This window comes from Cohnella soli (genome assembly GCF_042655525.1).
In the GTDB taxonomy this organism is placed as follows: Bacteria; Bacillota; Bacilli; order Paenibacillales; family Paenibacillaceae; genus Cohnella; species Cohnella soli.
Window position 1 is genome coordinate 168,297 of sequence record NZ_JBHSMI010000029.1, and the last position, 18,969, is coordinate 187,265.

At 51.5% G+C, this 18,969-nt stretch carries 23 protein-coding genes; 2 read left to right on the forward strand and 21 right to left on the reverse strand.

The annotated features are described in order from the left end of the window. Positions 1–87 precede the first annotated feature (87 nt). Positions 88–1,788 (reverse strand): peptide ABC transporter substrate-binding protein, encoded by a 1,701-nt coding sequence (locus ACFPOF_RS21145; RefSeq protein ID WP_378136340.1) that lies wholly within the window; start codon positions 1,786–1,788, stop codon positions 88–90. Positions 1,789–2,308: 520 nt separating this feature from the next. Continuing rightward, entirely contained in the window at positions 2,309–2,956 is a 648-nt protein-coding gene (locus ACFPOF_RS21150) for an O-methyltransferase (protein WP_378136342.1), read from the reverse strand. Positions 2,957–3,113: 157 nt separating this feature from the next. Between ACFPOF_RS21150 and ACFPOF_RS21155 the strand changes: the two genes are divergently transcribed. Beyond that, complete coding sequence (locus ACFPOF_RS21155; RefSeq protein WP_378136344.1) at positions 3,114–5,102, forward strand: LTA synthase family protein; 1,989 nt, start codon at positions 3,114–3,116, stop codon at positions 5,100–5,102. An 80-nt stretch (positions 5,103–5,182) separates the two neighbouring features. Here the strand turns inward: ACFPOF_RS21155 and ACFPOF_RS21160 are convergent, their stop codons facing one another. From ACFPOF_RS21160 to ACFPOF_RS21210, 11 genes are all read right to left on the reverse strand, one after another. Further along, the gene (locus tag ACFPOF_RS21160) at positions 5,183–5,437 is read right to left on the reverse strand and encodes a YuzB family protein (protein ID WP_378136346.1); all 255 of its coding nucleotides are present in this window, start codon (positions 5,435–5,437) and stop codon (positions 5,183–5,185) included. Continuing rightward, complete coding sequence (locus ACFPOF_RS21165; protein WP_378136348.1) at positions 5,424–5,726, reverse strand: iron-sulfur cluster assembly accessory protein; 303 nt, start codon at positions 5,724–5,726, stop codon at positions 5,424–5,426. Before ACFPOF_RS21165 ends, ACFPOF_RS21160 begins: the two co-directional genes overlap by 14 nt. Before the next feature lie 50 nt (positions 5,727–5,776). Beyond that, positions 5,777–6,049, reverse strand: a complete 273-nt coding sequence (locus ACFPOF_RS21170; RefSeq protein WP_378136350.1) for a hypothetical protein — start codon at positions 6,047–6,049, stop codon at positions 5,777–5,779. A 63-nt stretch (positions 6,050–6,112) separates the two neighbouring features. Further along, a complete protein-coding gene (locus tag ACFPOF_RS21175; protein ID WP_378136352.1) occupies positions 6,113–7,027 on the reverse strand; it encodes a M14 family metallopeptidase in 915 nt (304 codons plus the stop codon). A gap of 138 nt (positions 7,028–7,165) precedes the next feature. Next, complete coding sequence (gene racE / locus ACFPOF_RS21180) at positions 7,166–7,978, reverse strand: glutamate racemase (RefSeq protein ID WP_378137092.1); 813 nt, start codon at positions 7,976–7,978, stop codon at positions 7,166–7,168. Positions 7,979–8,467: 489 nt separating this feature from the next. Next, positions 8,468–8,803, reverse strand: coding sequence for a YtxH domain-containing protein (locus ACFPOF_RS21185; RefSeq protein ID WP_378136354.1), 336 nt, complete (start codon positions 8,801–8,803; stop codon positions 8,468–8,470). 5 nt (positions 8,804–8,808) lie between these two features. Then, positions 8,809–9,303, reverse strand: a complete 495-nt coding sequence (locus ACFPOF_RS21190; protein ID WP_378136356.1) for a hypothetical protein — start codon at positions 9,301–9,303, stop codon at positions 8,809–8,811. Between the two features lie 141 nt (positions 9,304–9,444). Further along, entirely contained in the window at positions 9,445–10,104 is a 660-nt protein-coding gene (locus tag ACFPOF_RS21195) for a helix-turn-helix transcriptional regulator (protein WP_378136358.1), read from the reverse strand. A 78-nt stretch (positions 10,105–10,182) separates the two neighbouring features. Further along, positions 10,183–10,605 (reverse strand): DUF86 domain-containing protein, encoded by a 423-nt coding sequence (locus tag ACFPOF_RS21200; protein ID WP_378136360.1) that lies wholly within the window; start codon positions 10,603–10,605, stop codon positions 10,183–10,185. Positions 10,606–10,620: 15 nt separating this feature from the next. After that, complete coding sequence (locus ACFPOF_RS21205) at positions 10,621–10,770, reverse strand: hypothetical protein (protein ID WP_378136362.1); 150 nt, start codon at positions 10,768–10,770, stop codon at positions 10,621–10,623. Positions 10,771–10,772: 2 nt separating this feature from the next. Then, entirely contained in the window at positions 10,773–11,060 is a 288-nt protein-coding gene (locus ACFPOF_RS21210) for a Dabb family protein (protein ID WP_378136364.1), read from the reverse strand. 93 nt (positions 11,061–11,153) lie between these two features. Here ACFPOF_RS21210 and ACFPOF_RS21215 point away from each other — a divergent pair, with 93 nt between their 5' ends. After that, on the forward strand, positions 11,154–11,405 hold the full coding sequence (locus tag ACFPOF_RS21215) for a hypothetical protein (protein WP_378136366.1): 252 nt from the start codon (positions 11,154–11,156) through the stop codon (positions 11,403–11,405). Between the two features lie 82 nt (positions 11,406–11,487). On the opposite strand, the gene ACFPOF_RS21220 is transcribed toward ACFPOF_RS21215, so the two are convergent. From ACFPOF_RS21220 to ACFPOF_RS21255, 8 genes are all read right to left on the reverse strand, one after another. Next, positions 11,488–11,868: a cupredoxin domain-containing protein gene (locus ACFPOF_RS21220; protein WP_378136367.1), complete on the reverse strand. Its 381-nt coding sequence runs from the start codon at positions 11,866–11,868 to the stop codon at positions 11,488–11,490. A gap of 172 nt (positions 11,869–12,040) precedes the next feature. Then, positions 12,041–12,499 (reverse strand): phage holin family protein, encoded by a 459-nt coding sequence (locus tag ACFPOF_RS21225; protein WP_378136369.1) that lies wholly within the window; start codon positions 12,497–12,499, stop codon positions 12,041–12,043. Positions 12,500–12,610: 111 nt separating this feature from the next. Beyond that, positions 12,611–13,696, reverse strand: coding sequence for a GerAB/ArcD/ProY family transporter (locus ACFPOF_RS21230; protein ID WP_378136370.1), 1,086 nt, complete (start codon positions 13,694–13,696; stop codon positions 12,611–12,613). Further along, the gene (locus tag ACFPOF_RS21235) at positions 13,674–14,792 is read right to left on the reverse strand and encodes a GerAB/ArcD/ProY family transporter (protein WP_378136372.1); all 1,119 of its coding nucleotides are present in this window, start codon (positions 14,790–14,792) and stop codon (positions 13,674–13,676) included. Before ACFPOF_RS21235 ends, ACFPOF_RS21230 begins: the two co-directional genes overlap by 23 nt. A gap of 27 nt (positions 14,793–14,819) precedes the next feature. After that, positions 14,820–15,053, reverse strand: coding sequence for a hypothetical protein (locus ACFPOF_RS21240; protein WP_378136374.1), 234 nt, complete (start codon positions 15,051–15,053; stop codon positions 14,820–14,822). A 4-nt stretch (positions 15,054–15,057) separates the two neighbouring features. Beyond that, positions 15,058–16,269 (reverse strand): Ger(x)C family spore germination protein, encoded by a 1,212-nt coding sequence (locus tag ACFPOF_RS21245; RefSeq protein ID WP_378136376.1) that lies wholly within the window; start codon positions 16,267–16,269, stop codon positions 15,058–15,060. After that, positions 16,266–17,741 carry a spore germination protein gene (locus ACFPOF_RS21250; RefSeq protein WP_378136378.1) on the reverse strand — a complete coding sequence of 492 codons (1,476 nt, stop codon included), beginning with the start codon at positions 17,739–17,741 and terminating at the stop codon, positions 16,266–16,268. Before ACFPOF_RS21250 ends, ACFPOF_RS21245 begins: the two co-directional genes overlap by 4 nt. A 141-nt stretch (positions 17,742–17,882) precedes the next feature. Continuing rightward, entirely contained in the window at positions 17,883–18,866 is a 984-nt protein-coding gene (locus tag ACFPOF_RS21255; protein WP_378136380.1) for a sugar phosphate isomerase/epimerase family protein, read from the reverse strand. Positions 18,867–18,969: the final 103 nt, after the last annotated feature.

Genomic DNA, 18,969 nt, shown 5'->3' on the forward strand with positions numbered 1-18,969 from the left:
TTCCTGAGGCTCGCGTTCAAACATGAAAGAAGCCGTTCAGCAACGGCCTCTTTCATGTTTGTGTTGCGTGCCGAATGGCCGGATCGATTACTTAATCGACGTCCATTTCAGTTCAAAGTCAGGACCGTATGGAGGCAAAATCAAGCCATCCACTTTGTCGTTGATCAGGAACGGCGAAGAGCGGAAGTACATTGGAAATACCGCTGCTTCGTCCATGAGGATCTTCTCCGCTTGTTTCAGTTGGTCAGCGCGTTTCGCGTTGTCCAATTCTTTTTGCGCGGATTTGACGAGTTGGTCGTATTGATCGTTTTTCCAGTCTTGCGTGTTGAATGGCGTACCGGAAATATACATATCGAGCCAAGTCATCGGGTCATTGTAGTCTGCGCCCCAAAGCGTATTCACGATTTGGTAGTTCTTCTTCAGTTCTCTGTCCAAACGAGCTGCGTGCGGCAATGGAGCTGCGACAACGTCGATGCCCAAGTTTGCTTTCCATTGGATAACGAGGTTTTCGAGCGTTTGTTTGCCTTTAGCCGTGTCGTCGCCGATAATTTCGAGCTTCGGCATCGATTTCATGCCCAGTTCAGCCAAACCTTCGGCGAGCAATTGCTTCGCTTTCTCTTTGTCGTACGCCACTTCCGTGTCGCCGGCAACTTTACGGAACTCTTGGCCGTTGCCGTCGCTGTTGCCGTTAGGCACGTAGCCGGTCGCAGGCACGGAACCGTTTTTCAGAACGAGTTGCGGAATGAGCGCGCGATCGATCGCCATGCTCATCGCTTGGCGGATCTTTTTGTTCGCGAACGCCGGAACTTTCGTTTGCTGGAAGTTCAGGTAACCCGTAACGAGCTCGCTCTTGCGGTGCAAGATCGATTTGCCTTCGTATTTGGCCATGTCGTCGCCGCTGATGTCGGCATAATCCGTTTTGCCGGATTCGAACAAGTTCAATCCGGTTCCTTGGTCTTTCACGATGTTCAATGTTACTTTATCAAGCTTCACGTTCGCCGCATCCCAGTATTTCGGGTTTTTCTCGAGTACGAGCTGTTGCTCGTGGTCCCATTTCGTCAAGATGAACGGACCTGCGCCGAGTACTTTGTCTGCGTCCGCGCCGGACTTGTCGGCTTGCGCAGAAACGAACTTCTCGTTTTGCGGGTAGTAGTTCAGGAACGCGAGCTGTGCCGTGAAGTATGCACGCGGCTGATCGAGCGTAATTTCGAGCGTCGTGTCGTCGATCGCTTTAACGCCGAGCGCATCTTGCGCTTTTTTCAAGTCATCCGGGTTTTTCGCGTCTTGAACCGCTTGACCGCCTTTAACCCAAGTCAGGATGAATGCATAAGAAGCTTTCGTTGCTGGGTCGAGCGTTCTTTTGTACGAGTAAACGAAGTCTTTGGCGGTCAATGGCTCGCCGTTCGCCCATACGAGACCTGGACGCAATTTGATCGTATAAGTTAATCCGTCTGCCGAGATTTGCGGCAATTCAGCTGCAAGTGCCGGTTGCGGGTTCATGTCTTTGTCCAAACGGTACAAACCTTCGCTGATCGCGCCAAGGATGGTGAACGATGCAGCGCTTTCCGCGATCGATACGTCCAATGCCGGCGGATCCGCACGGTAGTTCATGACCAATTCTTGCTTGCTGCCCGTACCTGCGCTTGGCGATGCCGTTGCAGACGCGGACGGAGACGCTGAGCCGGATGGTTCTGCGCCCTTGTTGTTGTTCTTGTCGCCACAAGCCGCTAACATCGAGCCTGCGATCGTGACTGCCATGGCAGTCGTAAACACTTTCTTGAATTTCATTTTGTTGCCTCCCCGTTTTTTACTGACTAGCATTTCTGCGGTGCTTGTTTCCTATGCATTCGCATGATGCCCGAAGCAGCCGAATGGTCGACGGCTTCCATGCCCCGATTCGACAATTTCCCCCTTTCAAGCGCTTTCTCGCTTACACGGAGTTAATCATGAACTGGAACATAAGAAATACTACTATATATTGTTCGGATTCTGCAATGAGAGTTTATGCCAATGTCACGTTATATAACATCAATAGTTACCTATTGTAACCATACAATGACGGAAAACGCTTACTTAAATGTTTAAAAATCAATTAAAGCGTATAAACATTCGGGATTATTGATTCGAATTTCAAAATGAAAATGGCGTTTTGAAATTTCGTTCATCATTTTTACATCATAAGGAATTATTGGCGTCTTGTTGGACTGAAGTTTAGTACAATCCTAACTAAATTGAAGAAAATTCTCCCACCTTCGTTATGCATAAGCAAAAACAGAAACGTGCGTTCCTGTTTTTGCCAACTGTTCGATTATTTCGAACGAATCCTCGCTATGGCTAAACCGTCATAGGCAGGCAGATGGACGCCTTGCAACCGTTCGTCTTTAGCAATCATTTCATTAAAATGTCGAATCGCGATGACCGACGGCCCCTGCTTCGCCTCGTCGAGAGTTCTCCCCCTGAGCAACGTGTTGTCCGCCGCTACGATCGCTCCTTCATTCGCCAATGCGATACACGCTTCCAAATAACGAGGATAATTTTCCTTGTCCGCATCAATAAAGAAAAAGTCGAATTTCTCCCCATCATTCTGGAGTTTGAGCAGGCTGTCAGAAGCATCTCCTACTATATAATGCGTCATTTGACCGTACCCGGCATGAGCCATATTATTTGAAGCCAGATCAGCGTAAGCTTGCTTCAGTTCAAGCGAAACCAGTTTGCCGTCCGTTGGCAGACCTCTCGCCAAGCAGATCCCGCTGTAGCCGCCGAGCGCGCCGATCTCAAGCACCGATTTGGCGCCCGTCGCGGTAACAAGAAGCGTCAAAAGGCGGCCGTAACCCGGCGCCACCGAAATTTCCGGCATGCCTGCTTCTCGAATGCTCTTCTCCACTCGCGCGAGATTCTCATCTTGATTGTATAACGCCTCGAAATAACGTTCCGCGTCGTTCGTATCGTTCGCCATGCAGGCACTCCCTTCCGTTTCATCGTGTTTTCATTTTAACATAATCATTTGTAACTGTTTCGGAATCGAGCTATACTAATTTTTGTTTACATTCCCATCATCTTCGGCCCGATCGGCGTTGACGCTTCATATGCCGGTCAGAAAGGAAGTTCCGACCATGTACGCGCAACTAGGCGAAGGCGCTCGCAAAGTCTTCTCATGGAGTGTATGGGCATTGCGATCGTTGCCTATATGGGGTATCGCATTGCTTGTCGTATCAGTCGCCTACAAACTTGAACATCTTGACCATCAATTTAATGTCGGCGGCATGAATCAATGGAAATGGTACGTCAATTACGGAGCGGCTATGCTCGCATCCTTCTGGACGATCTTTCTCGGCGTTCGAGCCCGTGCGCTCTCTTTGGCGATCTTGGATCTTGCACTGTCGTTCCTCATGTTCTCCGATCTGATTTATTTCCGCTATTTCAAGGATTTCATTTCCGTCCCGGTTCTGCTGCAAGCCGGGCAAGTGGGCGAGCTGCAAGCGAGCATCTGGAGTTTGACGGAACGTGGAGACTGGTTCCTGTTCGCAGACATTCCCGTTGCGGCTGCACTTGTCGTCTGGGTATTCTGGAGGCATTCGTCTGCGAAAAAGAATGGCTCAAGAATCGCCCGCATTCAAGTTCGCGGCCCCAAGACTTGGTGGCGCAAGTTCGTTCCGGCCACACTCGTATTCGTCGTCGGCTGGGCGCTGATCTACTACCCTGTCGAAGAGCAGAAGAACGGCTGGGCGCGCGGACTATTCGTCGGCAACTGGTGGAACGTCCCGATCTATAACGTAACTGGGCTGCTCGGTTTCCACGGGTACGACGCATTCCGTTATGCCAAAGAACATTGGTTCGGCGACAGTTTGCCGCAAGAACAAATCGATGAAGCGAGAAGCTGGTTCGATGCGCGCAAGAAATTGCAGAAGCAGATGGAAAGCGAGCCGCTGTTCGGCGAATATAAAGGTAAGAACGTGTTGGTTGTACAAGCGGAAGCTTTCCAGCAATTCGTCATCGGCCAATCGATCGGCGGCGAGGAAATTACGCCTAATCTGAACAAGCTCATCGGGGAAAGCATTTACTTCCCGAACTTCTATCATCAGACGGCGCAAGGCCGAACGTCCGATGCGGACTTCGGAACGAGCTGTTCGATGCATCCGATGCCGACAGGTTCGGTGTTTATCCGATTTGCAGGCAACGAATTCGATTGCGCACCCGCGATCTTGAAAGATCAAGGTTACGACGCGACCGTGCATCACGCTTACGACGGCAGTTTCTGGAACCGCAACAATATGTACCACAACATGGATTACGACCAATTTTACACGGTCAAAGATTATGATATCGACGAACCCGTAGGCTGGTCGTTAGGGGACCGCTCCTTCTTCCGCCAGACAGTCGAGCAATTAAAGGAACGGAGCAACAACCCTTTCTACGCAATGACGATCTCACTGTCCAGTCACCATCCGTTCAAACTTCCATACTCGGATCAAGAACTGAAGGTTGGCGACCTGCAAGGTAAAATTCTCGGCGATTACGTGCAAGCGGCCCACTACGTCGATTCGGCCGTTGGCGAGCTTATCGCCAACTTGAAAGAAGCAAACCTATGGGAGAATACGATACTACTTATCTACGGGGATCACGATAATTCCGTATACGATTGGGAGCAGTACGAGACGCTTCTAGGCCATCCGATATCGGATATCGACAAAGATCGAATCATAAGGAAAGTGCCATTCCTTATTCACCTTCCCGGAGATGAGCACGCAAGCGTCATCGACAAAGCGGTCGGACAGATGGATACGACACCGACGATTATGCACTTGCTTGGCATTTCGACCGATCCTTACCGGTTAATGGGTGTAAGCATGCTTTCCCAGGCGAACAAATCGGTCGTCTTCCGCAACGGGGGCTTCACCGACGGCAGCGTCTATTATGTGCCAAGCAGCGACGGAATCATCGAGAACGGTACATGCTACGCTCTTGCCGAAGACGGCAGCGGAGAAAAAACGGTTTCCTCCGCTTGTGTGACGGGAGCGGAGTCCGCGAAGATGGACTTAAGCGTATCGGACCGCGTCATTGAGCACGATCTGATCCCTGTGTTGCGGAAGGAAGAACAATAGACCTATCGAACTAAGCAAAAACAGCCCCTCCGAAAGTTTCGGATGGGCTGTTTTCTAATTGCACCGCGTGTATCAAATGTTCATTTAACGAACTTGCTCGCTTTCGCGATCGCTTCGTCTTCCGTCGGCGCCGTTACGTACCTGCCATTGATAAAAATGAACGCATACTTCGCGCATGGACCGCAGTAAGATTTACATGCGACTTTGACATCCGCTTCCGGCGCGATTTTACGTAACTTCGGCAGCATCGATTTCATCCGCACGTGCCTGCACTTATCGCACACCCGAATGTCGTTCAGCGGCATCTGTAGCTCGATCTCTTCAGTGGTCTCCATGATTGCCTTTGCTCGGATTCGTAATGACGAATCCTTCCTTCGGTAAATACAAGTAATCAATTTTAACGCCGTCGAGCAAAGGCTCGTCTTTAGCTAAAATGACGTCGATGTCTTTGTCTGTCGACACGACTTCGTCTTTGTCGGTAGGCTTGGCCAAATCCATGCCATAGTGAGCATGATCACCGTGACTGTGCGTAATAAACACTTTTAACTTCAGATCGGCGTTCTCCGGTTTGTCCAATTCAAGACGCAGCACTTTGGCCGCGTTGCGCGTAATTTTGCATTGCATGCGACGTTCACTCCCGTTAAAGTTCTTTATTCATTGTAATGAAACGTCCTCTATCGCGCAACACCGCTTTTGCCACGCTTGTCGTCCGGATCGCTCAAATCGTGCTTGCGTTCCATCGCTCTGACGAACCAACTCGCTGCAATAGCCGTAAAGAGCGCGTCGTCAATCGGCATAAACGGCATCAGATCGGGAAAAATCCAATATAAGCTAACCGGTACGATAAACAAAAGCTTGTCCCTCAAAGGGACGCGGTCCGACTTCAATATTCGCCAGACTCGTCCCGGTATTCGTTTCCAAAACGTGATCAAAGATACGCGTCCCATTCGTTCGTCCCCCCGCAGCGCGACGTCGTCATGACATTAGCGTACCCTTTTTCGCATCGGCAATCAACGTCGCGCGGGAGAAGTCGGCGAACAGTCCAGCGCTTCCGCCAGCAGTCTGGCGATGTCGTCGTACATTTCCTCGAAAGCGTTCGTTGGCAGCGGATTGTGCCCCCACCCCGCCTCCACCGTAAACCCCGGCCGTCCGAAGCGATGAATGAACCAATCTTTGTACCCCGCATCGCTTCCTTCCAAATAAACAGCGCGATAACCAGCCGCCTGAGCCATCCGCTCCGCCCATATTTTCGATTCAGGGGGCTCTTCTCCCCGGTAATTCCAATAAATTTCTTCGCCTTGCGTATGGAGAGCGATGACCGCATGAAAGTCGTTGCGCTCGGTGAAAGCGGCCAGCGCAGCTGCTTCAGGCTCCGACAGCGGCCCAAGCCCTCCATAATCCCTAGCGCACGGGGCCGTAACCCCTCGCCGCGCCACCTCATCCTCCCAATACGCCGGAAACTGATCGTTCAGATCAACGCCGCGAGCGTTCGCCTTCCAGCGATGGAACCGATTCGAGCCTCTATTCCACTGCAGCAGCTTTTCCGCGAAAGGTTGGTCGGGCGACAATCCGTGCCGTGCGAGTTCGACGCCGTCAGGATTCAGCATCGGTACGACGTACAAGCTATTTCTGGCGAATAAATCTTCGGACGATTTGCCCCAGAACGGCCGGTTGTCCGCGATCGCTTCGGCGTATTCCGCAACGAATCTCGTCAGCAAAGGTGTCGTAATCCACTCGTTGCCGTGACATGCGCCATTGAAATGCCATCGAAACGGTCCGGCGCCGATTCTAGCAAAAGGTATCGGTTTGCCAGTGGCACTATGGCCGATCGTTCCAGTCGTTACGAAAGCATAACAACGCTCAAGCCGCTTCAATTCCGCCTCGAAGTTGTCGGTAGCGATTTCTACGTCATTACGTTTGCTCATTCCTCTCGCTCTCCTTCCAACCCGTTGTCGGGCTATATTGCTATATGACCGTTACGCGACACGTAGAACGGAGATCAAGTCGACAGCTCGACCCTCCTCACGCGAAAAAGACCCTTCGCCTGATGGCGAGGGCCCAACTCAAACGCCGATGCGGGGAACTTGCCAGACTACCGGAGACAATCGGATCTGATCGCCCAACCATTCGTTCGCGATTTCTTTGAACTTCAATGGATCACCGCTGCACAGAAACTGATGAACAGGAAGATCATCGCTGCAGGCAAGATTGTTGCGCTGTTGCAGCACTTCTCTGATCTCCCGCGCCGTCTCTTCGGCGGAATTAATTAAGGTTACGTCTTTCCCAATCGCTTCCGAGATGGCCTCGGAAAGAAATGGATAATGCGTGCAACCGAGAATGAGGCAATCGAGCGGGAATCCGCGAAGCGAATGAAGCGCTTCGTTGACGATGTGTTTCGTCTCGGAAGAATGGAAATTACCGTCCTCCACAAGAGGAACGAAAGTCGGACAAGCTTTGCTGACGATTTCCACTCGGGAGGACAGTTTCTTGAGCGCTGCTTCGTAAGCGCCGCTTTTGATCGTCCCTTCCGTGCCGATGACACCGATCACGCCGGTCCTCGTCTTGCCTATCGCGGCTCGAGCTCCAGGGCTAATTACGCCGACAACCGGCATGCCCGCTCGGTTCCGCATATCTTCGAGCGCGACGGCAGTCGCCGTATTACAGGCAATCACAATCATTTTCGGTTGAAACTGAATGAGGTAATCGACGATTTCGCGGGTAAATGCGGTGACTTCCTCCGAGGATCTGGAGCCGTAGGGCGCGCGCGCGGTGTCGCCGAAATACAAGATTTTCTCATGGGGCAACTGGCGCATCACTTCCTTCACGACAGTCAGCCCCCCCACTCCGGAGTCCAGGACTGCGATCGCTTGTTGCAACGGGAACACCGCTTTCCTCATAGTTGTGAAGTCTTTAACAACATAACTTATGAGCGCCCGAAGCAAAAGGTACCATCCCACGGTAAACAACGCGGTCCGTTGCGCTTCGTTTCCAATACTCTTCATCCATTTTTAACAATTATACCCATATACAATTAGGAAAACATACGCTATTTTCCCTTTCGCCAATATCCCCTTCACTCAGGAATGCAACCCGGTTAAACGAGATGTCTCGTACCCCCTCCTATTTCCTGAGCGAGCGGGATATTGGCCATAGGAGATTTTAACTCCACTACAACTGCAAGGTTTCCTGAGTGAAGGGGATTTTGGGCATAGGGGATTGATCAACGTCGGATTGATCAACGACTATCGCTTGCGCAACAACTTTTGCAAAAGAACCTCAGCCTCCGCATTACAGCGGAAATTGAGGTTCTTCGGTATCAAGCGAGTATTTCCGGGAGACAACTCAGCTCTTATGCCGCCTGCATTTTAGCGGTCGACGATTTCCTCTTCCAACGCTGCGTCTGTCGTCACTTCGTCAGTCAGCTCCTCAGACGCTGCTGCAACTTCCACAGCAGCGGAAGAGTCAGATGCTTGCCCGCGCGAGCGCAGGTCTCGTACGAAACCCGATGTACGCTGCGCCAGAGATTGCACAGCAGAGCCCGCTTGGCGGCCAATGTCTGCCGTCTTTTCCCCTACCTTATGAGCTGTATCAGCAATGTCCCCTCGCAGTTCTCTGCCGGACTTCGGAGCGAACAGCAGCGCAGCAACCGCCCCTGTGATGGCTCCCGTCAACGTACCTAACAAAAACGCTTTTTTGGACATGATTGTCACTCTCCCTCTGATCTTTCCGCACTCGTTCCCGAATTCGACTTGCTTCCTGACGTCTCTCCGCCGTCCGTTCGACGGCGCCACAACGTCCATAGCTTGTGGCCCAGTTCCTTCAACTCCGAAACCGGACCTTCATCGGCTTCAAGGGATGGCGACGCGGCTTGGAAAGGCGAAACTAGGCAATCCCGGTACAGCTCTACGACTTCCGTCGCGGAACGCGCTGCCGTCTTCGCTGCTTCGCCAATCGCCCGCGCCCCCTCCGCGAACGTCGCGAAGCTTTGCACCCCTCGTCTCGATTCACGCAAGACATCCTCGGCTTCTTCAGCCAATTGTCTGCATTGCCGAAGCGACGATTCCGCCTCTTGGCTTACGCGAACCAGACAAGCGTCCAATCTCGAAAGCGACCGAACTGCCTTCGCGATGACAAGCGCGATCGCAATTGCGATCGTCGTCATAGCAACGGCGATAGCATACCCTGCAAGCTCCCATGCCATTCGCGATCCCTCCTGCCGATAGTCGAACCGGGCGAATGCCCATGCGGCCTACGACAGTATAAGAAGTTTGGGCTCGTCTTGACACAGTGGACAACGCAAATAAATAAAAAAACGGTCAGCCGCAAATGCGGCCAAACCGTTCTAAGATGTCGTTATGGCGTCCGTTCTCGGGCGAATAGCGTAGGAACAGCGATACTCTCCATCCGCCAAACATTCCGTCCGTTCAACGTCCGCGTCAAGCAGTCGTTCGAACAATTGTTGCTCGCACCGGCAAGCTTCCCGGTACTTGCCCGCCACTTTGGCGATCGGGCAATTATATTCGCGCAGCACGAACGATCCTTCTTCGGACAGCGTTTCCCACTCCGTCATATACCCTCCGCCGTTCTGAATCGCGCTCAGTTCGGCTACCCGTTCCGCAAGCGGCAATTCCGCCATCCGGTCCCGGTAACGTGATTCTAACTTGTCTCTTCTGCCCTGAAACAGCCGTTCGATCATCGCTTCGCCGTCATCCTGCTCCTCAATCTCTTCAAGCAAGTCCAGCGTCAATTGAGGATAGTTTTTCGGAAACAACTCATCGGCTTCCTTCGTCAGCGAATAACGGTACATCGGACGCCCCATCGCCTGGCGAACAAGCTCGGAGCGAATAAGCCGGTCTTTCTCAAGTGATTGAACGTGCCTTCTGACAGCCATCTCGGTGATGCCTAGCGCTTTGGACAAATCTCCGATACAGCTGCTGTTTCCTTGCGTCTTAAGCAATTGAAGCAACTGGTGCCTCGTCGACCGCTCTTCCCTCGGCTGCATGGCATCCCCTCCTCTTGCAATCATTGTAGCCGAATCTGCCCTCTTCGTAAATCGGAGGATCGTGGCAGAATCACGCCGTTAAATCAACTCTCGTCGCAAATAATCATCGACTTGATCGGAGAAACCCATCAGCGCGCGCGGGAGTTCCGCCGTTAGCGGGTGCAATTCGGCTCGCGGCCACGTATCGTACTCTTGCACGAGTTTCTTGCGAAGCAGAACGACGCTTCTGAGCGATGCCGCCACTTCGTCAGACACGACACCTTCTTCAGCAATAATATCGATAATATCTTCGTAGCTGCTCGCGTCCCTCATAATAAACCCGTCGATCAACGCGTGCCCGACATCTGTTGCGACTTCCGCCGCCAAATGAAGCGCCCTCTCCTGTGCCAAACCTTCGATCAATCCGCCGCTCCACGCGACCGTCGCCGCAGAGAGCGCTTGGGCGATCTCCGGCAAACAGGCCAATCTGGAGCGAATGAACGCTACGTTCACGTCGTACATTCGCGCCGGTCCCCTTTACCGATTTTTTTTGCGCCTTCCTCTGCGCTTTAACCATACAATCATAACAACGCAACTAATCAGAATGAGCACGACGTACGTCATCATTTGATAGACGTCGCCCATGTTCATCGGATCTTTCTCGACGAGCGGCAATAACGATTTCATGATCAGCTCTCGTAATCCGCGCTAACCGAAGATTCGCGATGTTCGTTCATGTGCGCGATCACTTTTTGGTGCTCAGGATGCACTTGATACGTTTGCAAGTCTTCCATCGAGTCGAATTTCGTATACAACGCGATGTCGTAAGAACGTTCGGTGTGGAGAACGTCGACGCCGACTTCCAGATGGCGCAGCACGTCGATCTTGCCCTCCATGTTGCGAAGCACTTGCGCGGTTCTTTCCACGCTTTCCGGGCTCCTGTCTTTTAACTTGAAAAGGACGATATGAGTAATCATGTTTCCCATTCCTTTCTTCTTATGAGGGTGTGCGCAAGGGCGCATACTACGGAGGACAGCAAGCTCATCGCGAAGGGAGACCTCCAGGCGACCATGCGGTATACGATGACCTGGGCCTGCGCCGCTATCGGCCTAGCCTTATGTTTGTTTAACGCGAGCGGGTATGATCCGCACAACCTGTTTCTGATGATGTTCAGCGTGCCGATGTGGCTCGTCGAATTGTTTACCGATATGCACAACGTTAGCGTCTGGCTTATGTACGCACTGACCGTGCTCAGTTGGCTGCTTATCGGTTACTTAGGCGACCAAGCCATTTATCGAACGCGTGCGAGGCGGAGAACGTAACGTCGTACTATGTTTTAAACTTCCGCATTTGGAAAAAAGGAGCCCTCGCGGCTCCTTTTTCCGTTCGTTGCTCGTAACTGTTTTACTCGACGATGATCTTCGACTTCATCGTTCCGTGACCCGATCCGCACATGATCGAACAGTGCAGTTCATAAGTGCCCGGCTTGTCGAACGTGAATTCCAGTTCAGGAGCGTCTTTGCTCATCTCAATGCCCAGACCGACGACTTCAACGCCGTGGTTGCCAAGCGTGTTGGAGAACTTGATTTTGTAGTTCGTTCCCGCTTTCACGTGATATTCTTTCTCGTCGAATTCATAGTTTGTCGCTTTGATTCTCAGCAACTCTTGTCCTTCTTTAAGGTCGGACGCTTCGTCTTTCGGTTTCGCCGGCAGGCCGGTAGCAAGAAGGTATACACCCATTGCGCACGCGATCGTAACCAAAGCGGACATCAGCCATTTATGCATCGTTTGCTCCCCTGCTTCCTCCAAATTGTCTAACACTTATTGTACCTAATACAGGCGCTTTAACTCAAGCACTTGTCGACATAGAATGTTCCACTTTTTATACTTTTGACAATTTGATGAACAACGTGCGCTAATTATTATTGTCGGCTTCGAACGTCCAATGAATACGTCGTCATTTCCCCCCAGGTTGTTCCGGCTTATCGTCCGGTTGTTGATCGTTAGGCTTTGGCTCCTCCGCGTTCTCGCCTGCACGCGCTCTTAGAACGGCAACGATTTGTTTGAGCCTATCGGGAAGCGGCAACCCTATGCGGCCGTAATTTTCGATAATCGACAACAACTCGTTGGCGATGTAGAAAAAGACGGCGCTGCCCATCACCGCGTCTATGCCGAGAAGCAAGTCCAGCCGGTGGGCAATGAGCATGACGAGCATAATCATCGCTTTTTTCAACAATCCCCAAAATCCGAAGTTGCTGTTTAATCCTGTCCCTTCCTTGATTGCGGCCGAAACACCCGTAAAATAGTCGATGGCCATCAATACGAGCAGAAAAGTTAACGACTCCGTCCACGTTCCGAACGAAAAAGAGATCGCCGCGCCGAACAGCGCGCAAACTATGCCGACTTGCGTTTGCATCTACCGTCCCTCCCCATTGCCAGTCTTTTTTAATAGTTTATTCGACTGGGACAAGATGGGAACGATCATAACCTAGCAATTTGAGTTATAGTGGTGTGTCGATAAGAGGATTCATTTTGCTTTCTTTCGCATAAAGTCGACCGCAAGCAGTATCAACGGCACTACGAGCAGAAAAGTTAATGCGTAACCCGGCCAAATGTTCTGAATCAAATCTGCCTCCTTGACGCTGTTGTCGTATACAACCATGGCGAGGATGACGGAGATCACGCCTAACGGAAGAGCAAACGGTTTGTACTCCCGCAAGCCGATCGTTTTCGATAAACCTGTAACGGCCGCATAGAAACATATGACGACCTTAAAGAAAATCGTCATAAACCAAATTATCGCCAGAATCGCTTCTACCCGCTGCAAGAATTTGCCGATACTAATCATTTGAGCCAGCCGATAACTCGGATAGATGTTTCGCGCAGTCATGTCCGCTCCAAGGACGAGCAACACCATCAGCGTCGTTAATATCAATACGACGCCCCCAGCCAACACGCCCATGATCATCGCATTACGCGACTTGCCGACTTGATTCACGCGTGGATACAACGCCAGCAAAATAACTGTTTCCTGCAAACTGAAAAAATTGATTGAAGCTAGAAACATCGGTTTTATTCCGCTTTCCAACACCGGTTGAAGGCTGCTCAGGTCCGCTTTCGGAATCGAGAACACCACCAGCACGACAAATAAAGCACAGATGTAGGGAAAGAACACTTCAGCTGCTCGGGCGAATACCTCCAATCCTAGGTGTACCGCAACGACGACAGTGACCATGAATAACACCAGCACCGCGAAGATCGGTGTTTCGGGCATCACCTGCACCGCCATGAAATCCCCGAAAAACCGAACGATATACCCCACCGTAAGGATGCAAAATAGGACGTACAGCAGCGCTATCGCTTTTCCCGTCCATTTGCCTAAAATGATCTCGATGTACTCGACGATTGAATGGTCGGGGTAACGGTCGCCGAGCGCCGCGTACAGGAGAACGGACAGAAGCTGCAGGCAGATCGCGCAGATCGTAGCGATCCATCCGTCCTGTCTCACGATGGAAGCCATCAACGCTGGGGCTACGAGAATCGTAGGACCGACCGTCATCATAAAAGTCAAAATCGCAAGCTGCCTTGGGCTAATGATTTCTTTGTCCGGCATGGCCGATTTTCCTCCATCCAATCACGAGCAGGAACAACGGAAGCGCAATGCCCATCGTCATCGCGTAATATGGCCATGCGAGTGTATTAAACGCTAGTAACGCAGTCGTATTTGGAATAAGCAGTATGGACAAAGCGAATACAATGAGACCGATCGGCATCGCCAGAAATCGATGCTCGTCGAATTTCAGCATTTGGGAAAAACCTTTCGTAATGGCGTAAAAAAGAATGGTCAGCCGATAATAGATCGTAATAAACCAGATTATCGCCATTATGATTTCAATTCGCTCCAGAAAGCTGCCAATGCTAATCGTTTGTGCAAGAAAATAGCTCGAAAACTGCAAAGTCGCCGTCTTATCGGCTCCCAACGTCAATATAGCCGCCAGCGTCATAATGAAGAGGCATCCACCGCCGAACATGATACCCGCGACTAAGGCTTTGCCCGCTCGCTCTCCCCGATTCACGGAAGGGAATAGCATGAGCAGCACGAACGGTTCAGCCAGCGGGAATCCAAGGAAGGGGATAGCCGCCCGAACGATCGGAGCAAAGCCGTCGCCGAGCACCGGACGCAGGTTGTCCATATGGAAGGTCGGGCTGAGCAGCGCCAACATAATGACAAATAACGCCACGATCCAAGGGAAGAACACTTCCGCGGATCTCGCGATCGTCTCCACCCCCGCATAGACGCCCATAATGACGATTGTCAGAAACAAGAAGTGAATGGCTTCCATAGGTGTCTCGTCCAACACTTGAGTCGCAAGGAAGTCGCCGATATTCCGCAATGTCAGGGAAGCGATCATTAGAGGGAACCCGATGAACAGCATGGATACGATCAAACCCAGCCATCTGCCGAGCAAGTTTTCGATGATGCCGATCACCGTCAAGTGCGGAAACGCGGTACCCAGTTTGACGTAACAAGGCAGCCATAACAATGTGCAACCGATCCCGAGCAGCGCGGCGATCCAGGCATCCTGCTTTGCACCAGACGCAAGAATAGACGGCATCATAAGTATCGCGCTTCCAACCATATATATCGAGACGAGGCAGGTGAACTGGCTTGTGCTGATTTTGCCGTCTGAGCTGAACGATTGCTTCATATCCGACGTCACCTCTCTTTCCGTTCCTTACTTGAGCCAACGATTCATCGCTTCCCCGAATGGGCGGTATACGAAACTGATCCAATCGGTCGGAGTCGGCAATTTGACGTGAAAGCTCCAAGCCAGACACAATCCGAAGCCAACACCCAACATTATGCTGAATGCCCACAGCTCCTTGATCCGCTTCCTCCTCAGAAGACCCGGTACTTCCGCCCATGCGATGGCGGTCGTTGCCACGACGATGCCAAGCATCCCCCACATCCGCTTACTCCTCCTTGCCGATCTGTTCGATAAACGATTGACTTTCCGTACCGATATGCCTGATCTTGACATCGACGGTTACGTTCACCTGCAGTTCGCGGAAAATATGTTCCCAATCTTTGCTCGCCTTCTTCCAATAACGAGGATGCGAGCGGTGCATCACTTCGCCGAAACCGAATATATCGGCCCCATACTTCTCTTGAACTTTCCGCACGGTCTCCTCCGCGAACTTTCGCACCTTGTCTCCGCCAATCTTTTCCACTTCGGTAATTGTGTCCGGCTTCGTTAAATCAATTGCGCAGCCGACTTCTCCGATGTTGGCCTCAAGTCGCATGGCGATGTTAACATACGGCTTGCCATTACGGAGATGCCCTGTTACTTTTGTCTTTGAGTTCATCAATTCCAGTGACAGATCCCCGTCACCTCGCGGGCATTCTATGACGCCAACCGTGCTTTTCACGTAGTTTTGAATGAAATTGTACGCTTTGCTCTCCGTTTCATTCAGCCAGCCGACTAGCCGATCTTCGCTAAACACCCCGAGACCCGAATATTTCAATTGGACGGGGGGCGAAATTTCTTCCGCGTTTTTTTTGTTTTCACCAGCCTTCTGCTCCCCGATGATTTCCAATCCCGTAATAACCGGCTGCTGACCTTCCCTAACGATATCGTCAATCAATTTGCCCAACGTAACACCTACCGTCGGCGCCCATACTTTGTGCGAAGTCTTTAATGACGAGAACATCAGATTCGCCGGAATCGATTCTAGATGGGTCGTTATTTTCAGAACATTCTCTGCCCTTTCCCCCTTGGCAACAACGACGAAAAAATCCGAGCGCAGTTCATGGTTTCTGGACAAAAAGTCAAGCACTTTGCGTATGCCTTCCCTGGCCAATTGTTCTTGAATGACAAGGATGCGCAAATGAGAGGTGTAAATTTTCCTTGGAGCCCCAGTCGTCATTTTGCGCAGCGCTTCGAATATTGTTCTTCCCGTCGTTTGGTATAGAACGACCGGCGTGCGGGTGCCCCCTCCCCGCTTCGCCGCAACTTCGCTCGGATCGACAACTTGGGCAGATACGAGAAATCGGCCATTATCCGCTTTATCGATACCGAATGCGACTGCGATGGCCAGTTCGTCCAACTCTCGCCGGTTCCAGCAACCCGTCATCGTCGAGAGCGCAATGAAGCTCGCCAACAAAACAATCAGCTTTCGCCTCATATTTTCCCCCTTATCCGTCGGCGAACGTTGTTTTTCTGGCTGATCAAGCGGGGCCTCGTGGTCATCGCCCATTGGGGAAGGCGGATGAGCGCGTCTTTCTGATCTTTCAGATTGAAAGGGCCGAACGGACTCATGTAAGGTACGCCGAAACTTCTTAAGCTGCACAGATGCAGCACGAGCACGATGACGCCGACAATAATGCCGAACAAACCGAAAGTGGCCGCAAGAACCATGAGCGGAAAGCGAAGCATCCTTATGGAGATGGACATATTCGTCGCGGGCACGACGAAGCTAGAGATCGCCGTGATCGCTACGACAATGACCATCGCTGCTGACACGATGCCCGCTTCGACGGCCGCTTGCCCAATGACAAGCGTACCGACGATAGACACCGCTTGTCCGATCGGACGGGGCATCCGGATGCCGGCTTCACGCAAAATTTCGAAAGTCACTTCCATAATCAACGCCTCAACGAATGCGGGAAATGGCGTCCCTTCCCGCTGCGACGCCAGACTGATCAGCAATTGCGTCGGAATCATCTCTTGATGAAACGTCGTAATCGCAATATACATCGATGGCCCGAGCAGTCCAATCAGAATGCCGACAAACCTGAGACTGCGGACGAGACTGCTAATATCCCAGCGTTGATAATAATCTTCCGGGGAGTTGAGAAAGGAAATAAACAAAGCCGGAACGACCAGCACATGCGGCGTGCCATCCACGAGAATCGCGACTTTGCCTTCCATCAGTTCCGCCGCGATGACGTCTGGCCGCTCCGAATTGTACATCGTCGGAAACGGACTGAAGCTGGCGTCCTGGATCATTTCTTCGATATAACCGCTTTCCAGAATACCGTCGATATCGATCCGATCGAGCCGGGTTCTTACTTCTTCGACGACCTTATCGTTAACGATGCCGTTGATAAACATAATAGAGACGTCCGTTTTCGACACTTTGCCGATTTGCCTCGTTTCCAGCCAAAGGTTCGGATCTTTGATTTTACGCCGGATTAAAGCGGTGTTCGTCCGAATAGACTCGGAAAACGATTCTTTCGGTCCGCGAATAACCGTCTCCGACGTCGCTTCGGTAACGCCACGATCTTTGAAACCGCGCGTATCGAATATACAAGCTTCCGCTAAGCCGTCCAGCAGGAAAATCGTATCCCCGCCCATTAAGTTCGAGTACAGCGAGTCCCAATCTTTCACTTTCTTCATTTCGCTTGCGCCGAGTTTGTTGAACAATTCGTCTTTGGTCGGATTGATTCGCTGCAGATCGGCGATCATTTTTCCGAGGACGAATTCCTGAACGGTTTTGATGTCGACGAGTCCGTCCGTATAGACGATAAGAGCGTCCTTCTTGAACATGCCCTCTCCTACGGCAAATTCCCTGAACACTATGTCGTTGCTGTTCCCGACCGCAGCTTTCATCGATCGGATGTTCTCTTTCAACCGGGTGCCCAAAGTATCCTGCATGTCGGCCCTCATCTCTCATTGGCGAAATGGTTGGATTTGGATAGTATGAGCTTCGAGAGGGCAAACCATTCGGACATGGAAAAACCGACCTTCATAAGAAGATCGGTCCGTTCGCATGCATTCTAATATTGAAACAGAAACTCACTTAAAACTCAGCAACAGTTTGCGCAAATAGGCCGTGGACTCGGTAGCGTCGCCCCGCTGAAGCAAACCTTCCAGTTCGCCTGCGGGAATTCGGTCGATCAAACTTGTAAAAGCTTCCATCGCATTTACGCCTTCGCGGACCGCTTCCAGACTGTCCTCCCTGTAAGGGTATTGGTCAATGGAGAGCCAGCCGCGGTAGTCCGTTCTTTTTAACCAGTAGAAAAACTCCAGCGTCTCGATCGTATGGATGCTGCCCACGATCATGTCATCGTCCCAATGACGATAATTATCGTTCATATGCACATGGAACAGTTTGTTGCCATATTTGCGAAGCAGAGCGACAGATTCGGCCGGCGTCTCATACGCGTTCAGCGAATGACCGAAATCGATCGTCACGCCTACGTTGTCGGTCCCTACTTCCTGCGCGATCAGGAGCGAAGTCGCAACACTGCTCAAGTAACTGTGCGTGCGCGGCTCTTTGATTTTGTATTCCAGACTGACCTGGAAATCCGGTCGATAGGCGCACACTTCTTTTACGCCTTCGGCGAACCAGTCGCGCTCTTGCATATAGTCCGCCTGGAACAAGTAATCGTATCCGTCCTGACCTGGCCACAGGCTAATCAAATTGCCGCCGAGCTCGACTGCGGCATCGATCATTGCTTTGGCATGCGCGACCGCATCCCTACGGATCGCCGGGTCTTTGGCGGCGAAGCTCCCCGTCTTCCACTTGATCTGTCCGAAATGATCGGGAATGATCGATACGAGCTGCAGTTCATGTTCCTCAAGCTGCTGCTTGATTTCAGATACGTTGCGCTCCGTGATGTGCCAGGAGCCGACCAGTTCAACGCCGGTCACTTGCGGGATCGCCTTGACCCGAGCGAACAGTTCAGGAATCGTAAAAGGTGCGCTATAACCCGTAGTCAGAAAACGATCGGCAGACGAACCTACATTGGATAAAATGACGGAATACCTGTGGCTCATTTTATGCCTCCTTCAATTGATTGTTCGGTTGCTTCGATTATATAATCAAGCTGAGAAATAGAATTTAGAATTGATCTACTTAAGTTTGTTCCCGCAGAAAAAT

What these genes read in the sequence shown, in the direction of transcription:
- ACFPOF_RS21145 (WP_378136340.1), bottom strand. Translation starts at nt 1,788, where the DNA reads ATGAAATTCAAGAAAGTGTTTACGACTGCCATGGCAGTCACGATCGCA.
- ACFPOF_RS21150 (WP_378136342.1), bottom strand. Translation starts at nt 2,956, where the DNA reads ATGGCGAACGATACGAACGACGCGGAACGTTATTTCGAGGCGTTATAC.
- ACFPOF_RS21155 (WP_378136344.1), top strand. Translation starts at nt 3,114, where the DNA reads ATGTACGCGCAACTAGGCGAAGGCGCTCGCAAAGTCTTCTCATGGAGT.
- ACFPOF_RS21160 (WP_378136346.1), bottom strand. Translation starts at nt 5,437, where the DNA reads ATGGAGACCACTGAAGAGATCGAGCTACAGATGCCGCTGAACGACATT.
- ACFPOF_RS21165 (WP_378136348.1), bottom strand. Translation starts at nt 5,726, where the DNA reads ATGCAATGCAAAATTACGCGCAACGCGGCCAAAGTGCTGCGTCTTGAA.
- ACFPOF_RS21170 (WP_378136350.1), bottom strand. Translation starts at nt 6,049, where the DNA reads ATGGGACGCGTATCTTTGATCACGTTTTGGAAACGAATACCGGGACGA.
- ACFPOF_RS21175 (WP_378136352.1), bottom strand. Translation starts at nt 7,027, where the DNA reads ATGAGCAAACGTAATGACGTAGAAATCGCTACCGACAACTTCGAGGCG.
- ACFPOF_RS21185 (WP_378136354.1), bottom strand. Translation starts at nt 8,803, where the DNA reads ATGTCCAAAAAAGCGTTTTTGTTAGGTACGTTGACGGGAGCCATCACA.
- ACFPOF_RS21190 (WP_378136356.1), bottom strand. Translation starts at nt 9,303, where the DNA reads ATGGCATGGGAGCTTGCAGGGTATGCTATCGCCGTTGCTATGACGACG.
- ACFPOF_RS21195 (WP_378136358.1), bottom strand. Translation starts at nt 10,104, where the DNA reads ATGCAGCCGAGGGAAGAGCGGTCGACGAGGCACCAGTTGCTTCAATTG.
- ACFPOF_RS21200 (WP_378136360.1), bottom strand. Translation starts at nt 10,605, where the DNA reads ATGTACGACGTGAACGTAGCGTTCATTCGCTCCAGATTGGCCTGTTTG.
- ACFPOF_RS21205 (WP_378136362.1), bottom strand. Translation starts at nt 10,770, where the DNA reads ATGAAATCGTTATTGCCGCTCGTCGAGAAAGATCCGATGAACATGGGC.
- ACFPOF_RS21210 (WP_378136364.1), bottom strand. Translation starts at nt 11,060, where the DNA reads ATGATTACTCATATCGTCCTTTTCAAGTTAAAAGACAGGAGCCCGGAA.
- ACFPOF_RS21215 (WP_378136366.1), top strand. Translation starts at nt 11,154, where the DNA reads ATGCGGTATACGATGACCTGGGCCTGCGCCGCTATCGGCCTAGCCTTA.
- ACFPOF_RS21220 (WP_378136367.1), bottom strand. Translation starts at nt 11,868, where the DNA reads ATGCATAAATGGCTGATGTCCGCTTTGGTTACGATCGCGTGCGCAATG.
- ACFPOF_RS21225 (WP_378136369.1), bottom strand. Translation starts at nt 12,499, where the DNA reads ATGCAAACGCAAGTCGGCATAGTTTGCGCGCTGTTCGGCGCGGCGATC.
- ACFPOF_RS21230 (WP_378136370.1), bottom strand. Translation starts at nt 13,696, where the DNA reads ATGCCGGACAAAGAAATCATTAGCCCAAGGCAGCTTGCGATTTTGACT.
- ACFPOF_RS21235 (WP_378136372.1), bottom strand. Translation starts at nt 14,792, where the DNA reads ATGAAGCAATCGTTCAGCTCAGACGGCAAAATCAGCACAAGCCAGTTC.
- ACFPOF_RS21240 (WP_378136374.1), bottom strand. Translation starts at nt 15,053, where the DNA reads ATGTGGGGGATGCTTGGCATCGTCGTGGCAACGACCGCCATCGCATGG.
- ACFPOF_RS21245 (WP_378136376.1), bottom strand. Translation starts at nt 16,269, where the DNA reads ATGAGGCGAAAGCTGATTGTTTTGTTGGCGAGCTTCATTGCGCTCTCG.
- ACFPOF_RS21250 (WP_378136378.1), bottom strand. Translation starts at nt 17,741, where the DNA reads ATGCAGGATACTTTGGGCACCCGGTTGAAAGAGAACATCCGATCGATG.
- ACFPOF_RS21255 (WP_378136380.1), bottom strand. Translation starts at nt 18,866, where the DNA reads ATGAGCCACAGGTATTCCGTCATTTTATCCAATGTAGGTTCGTCTGCC.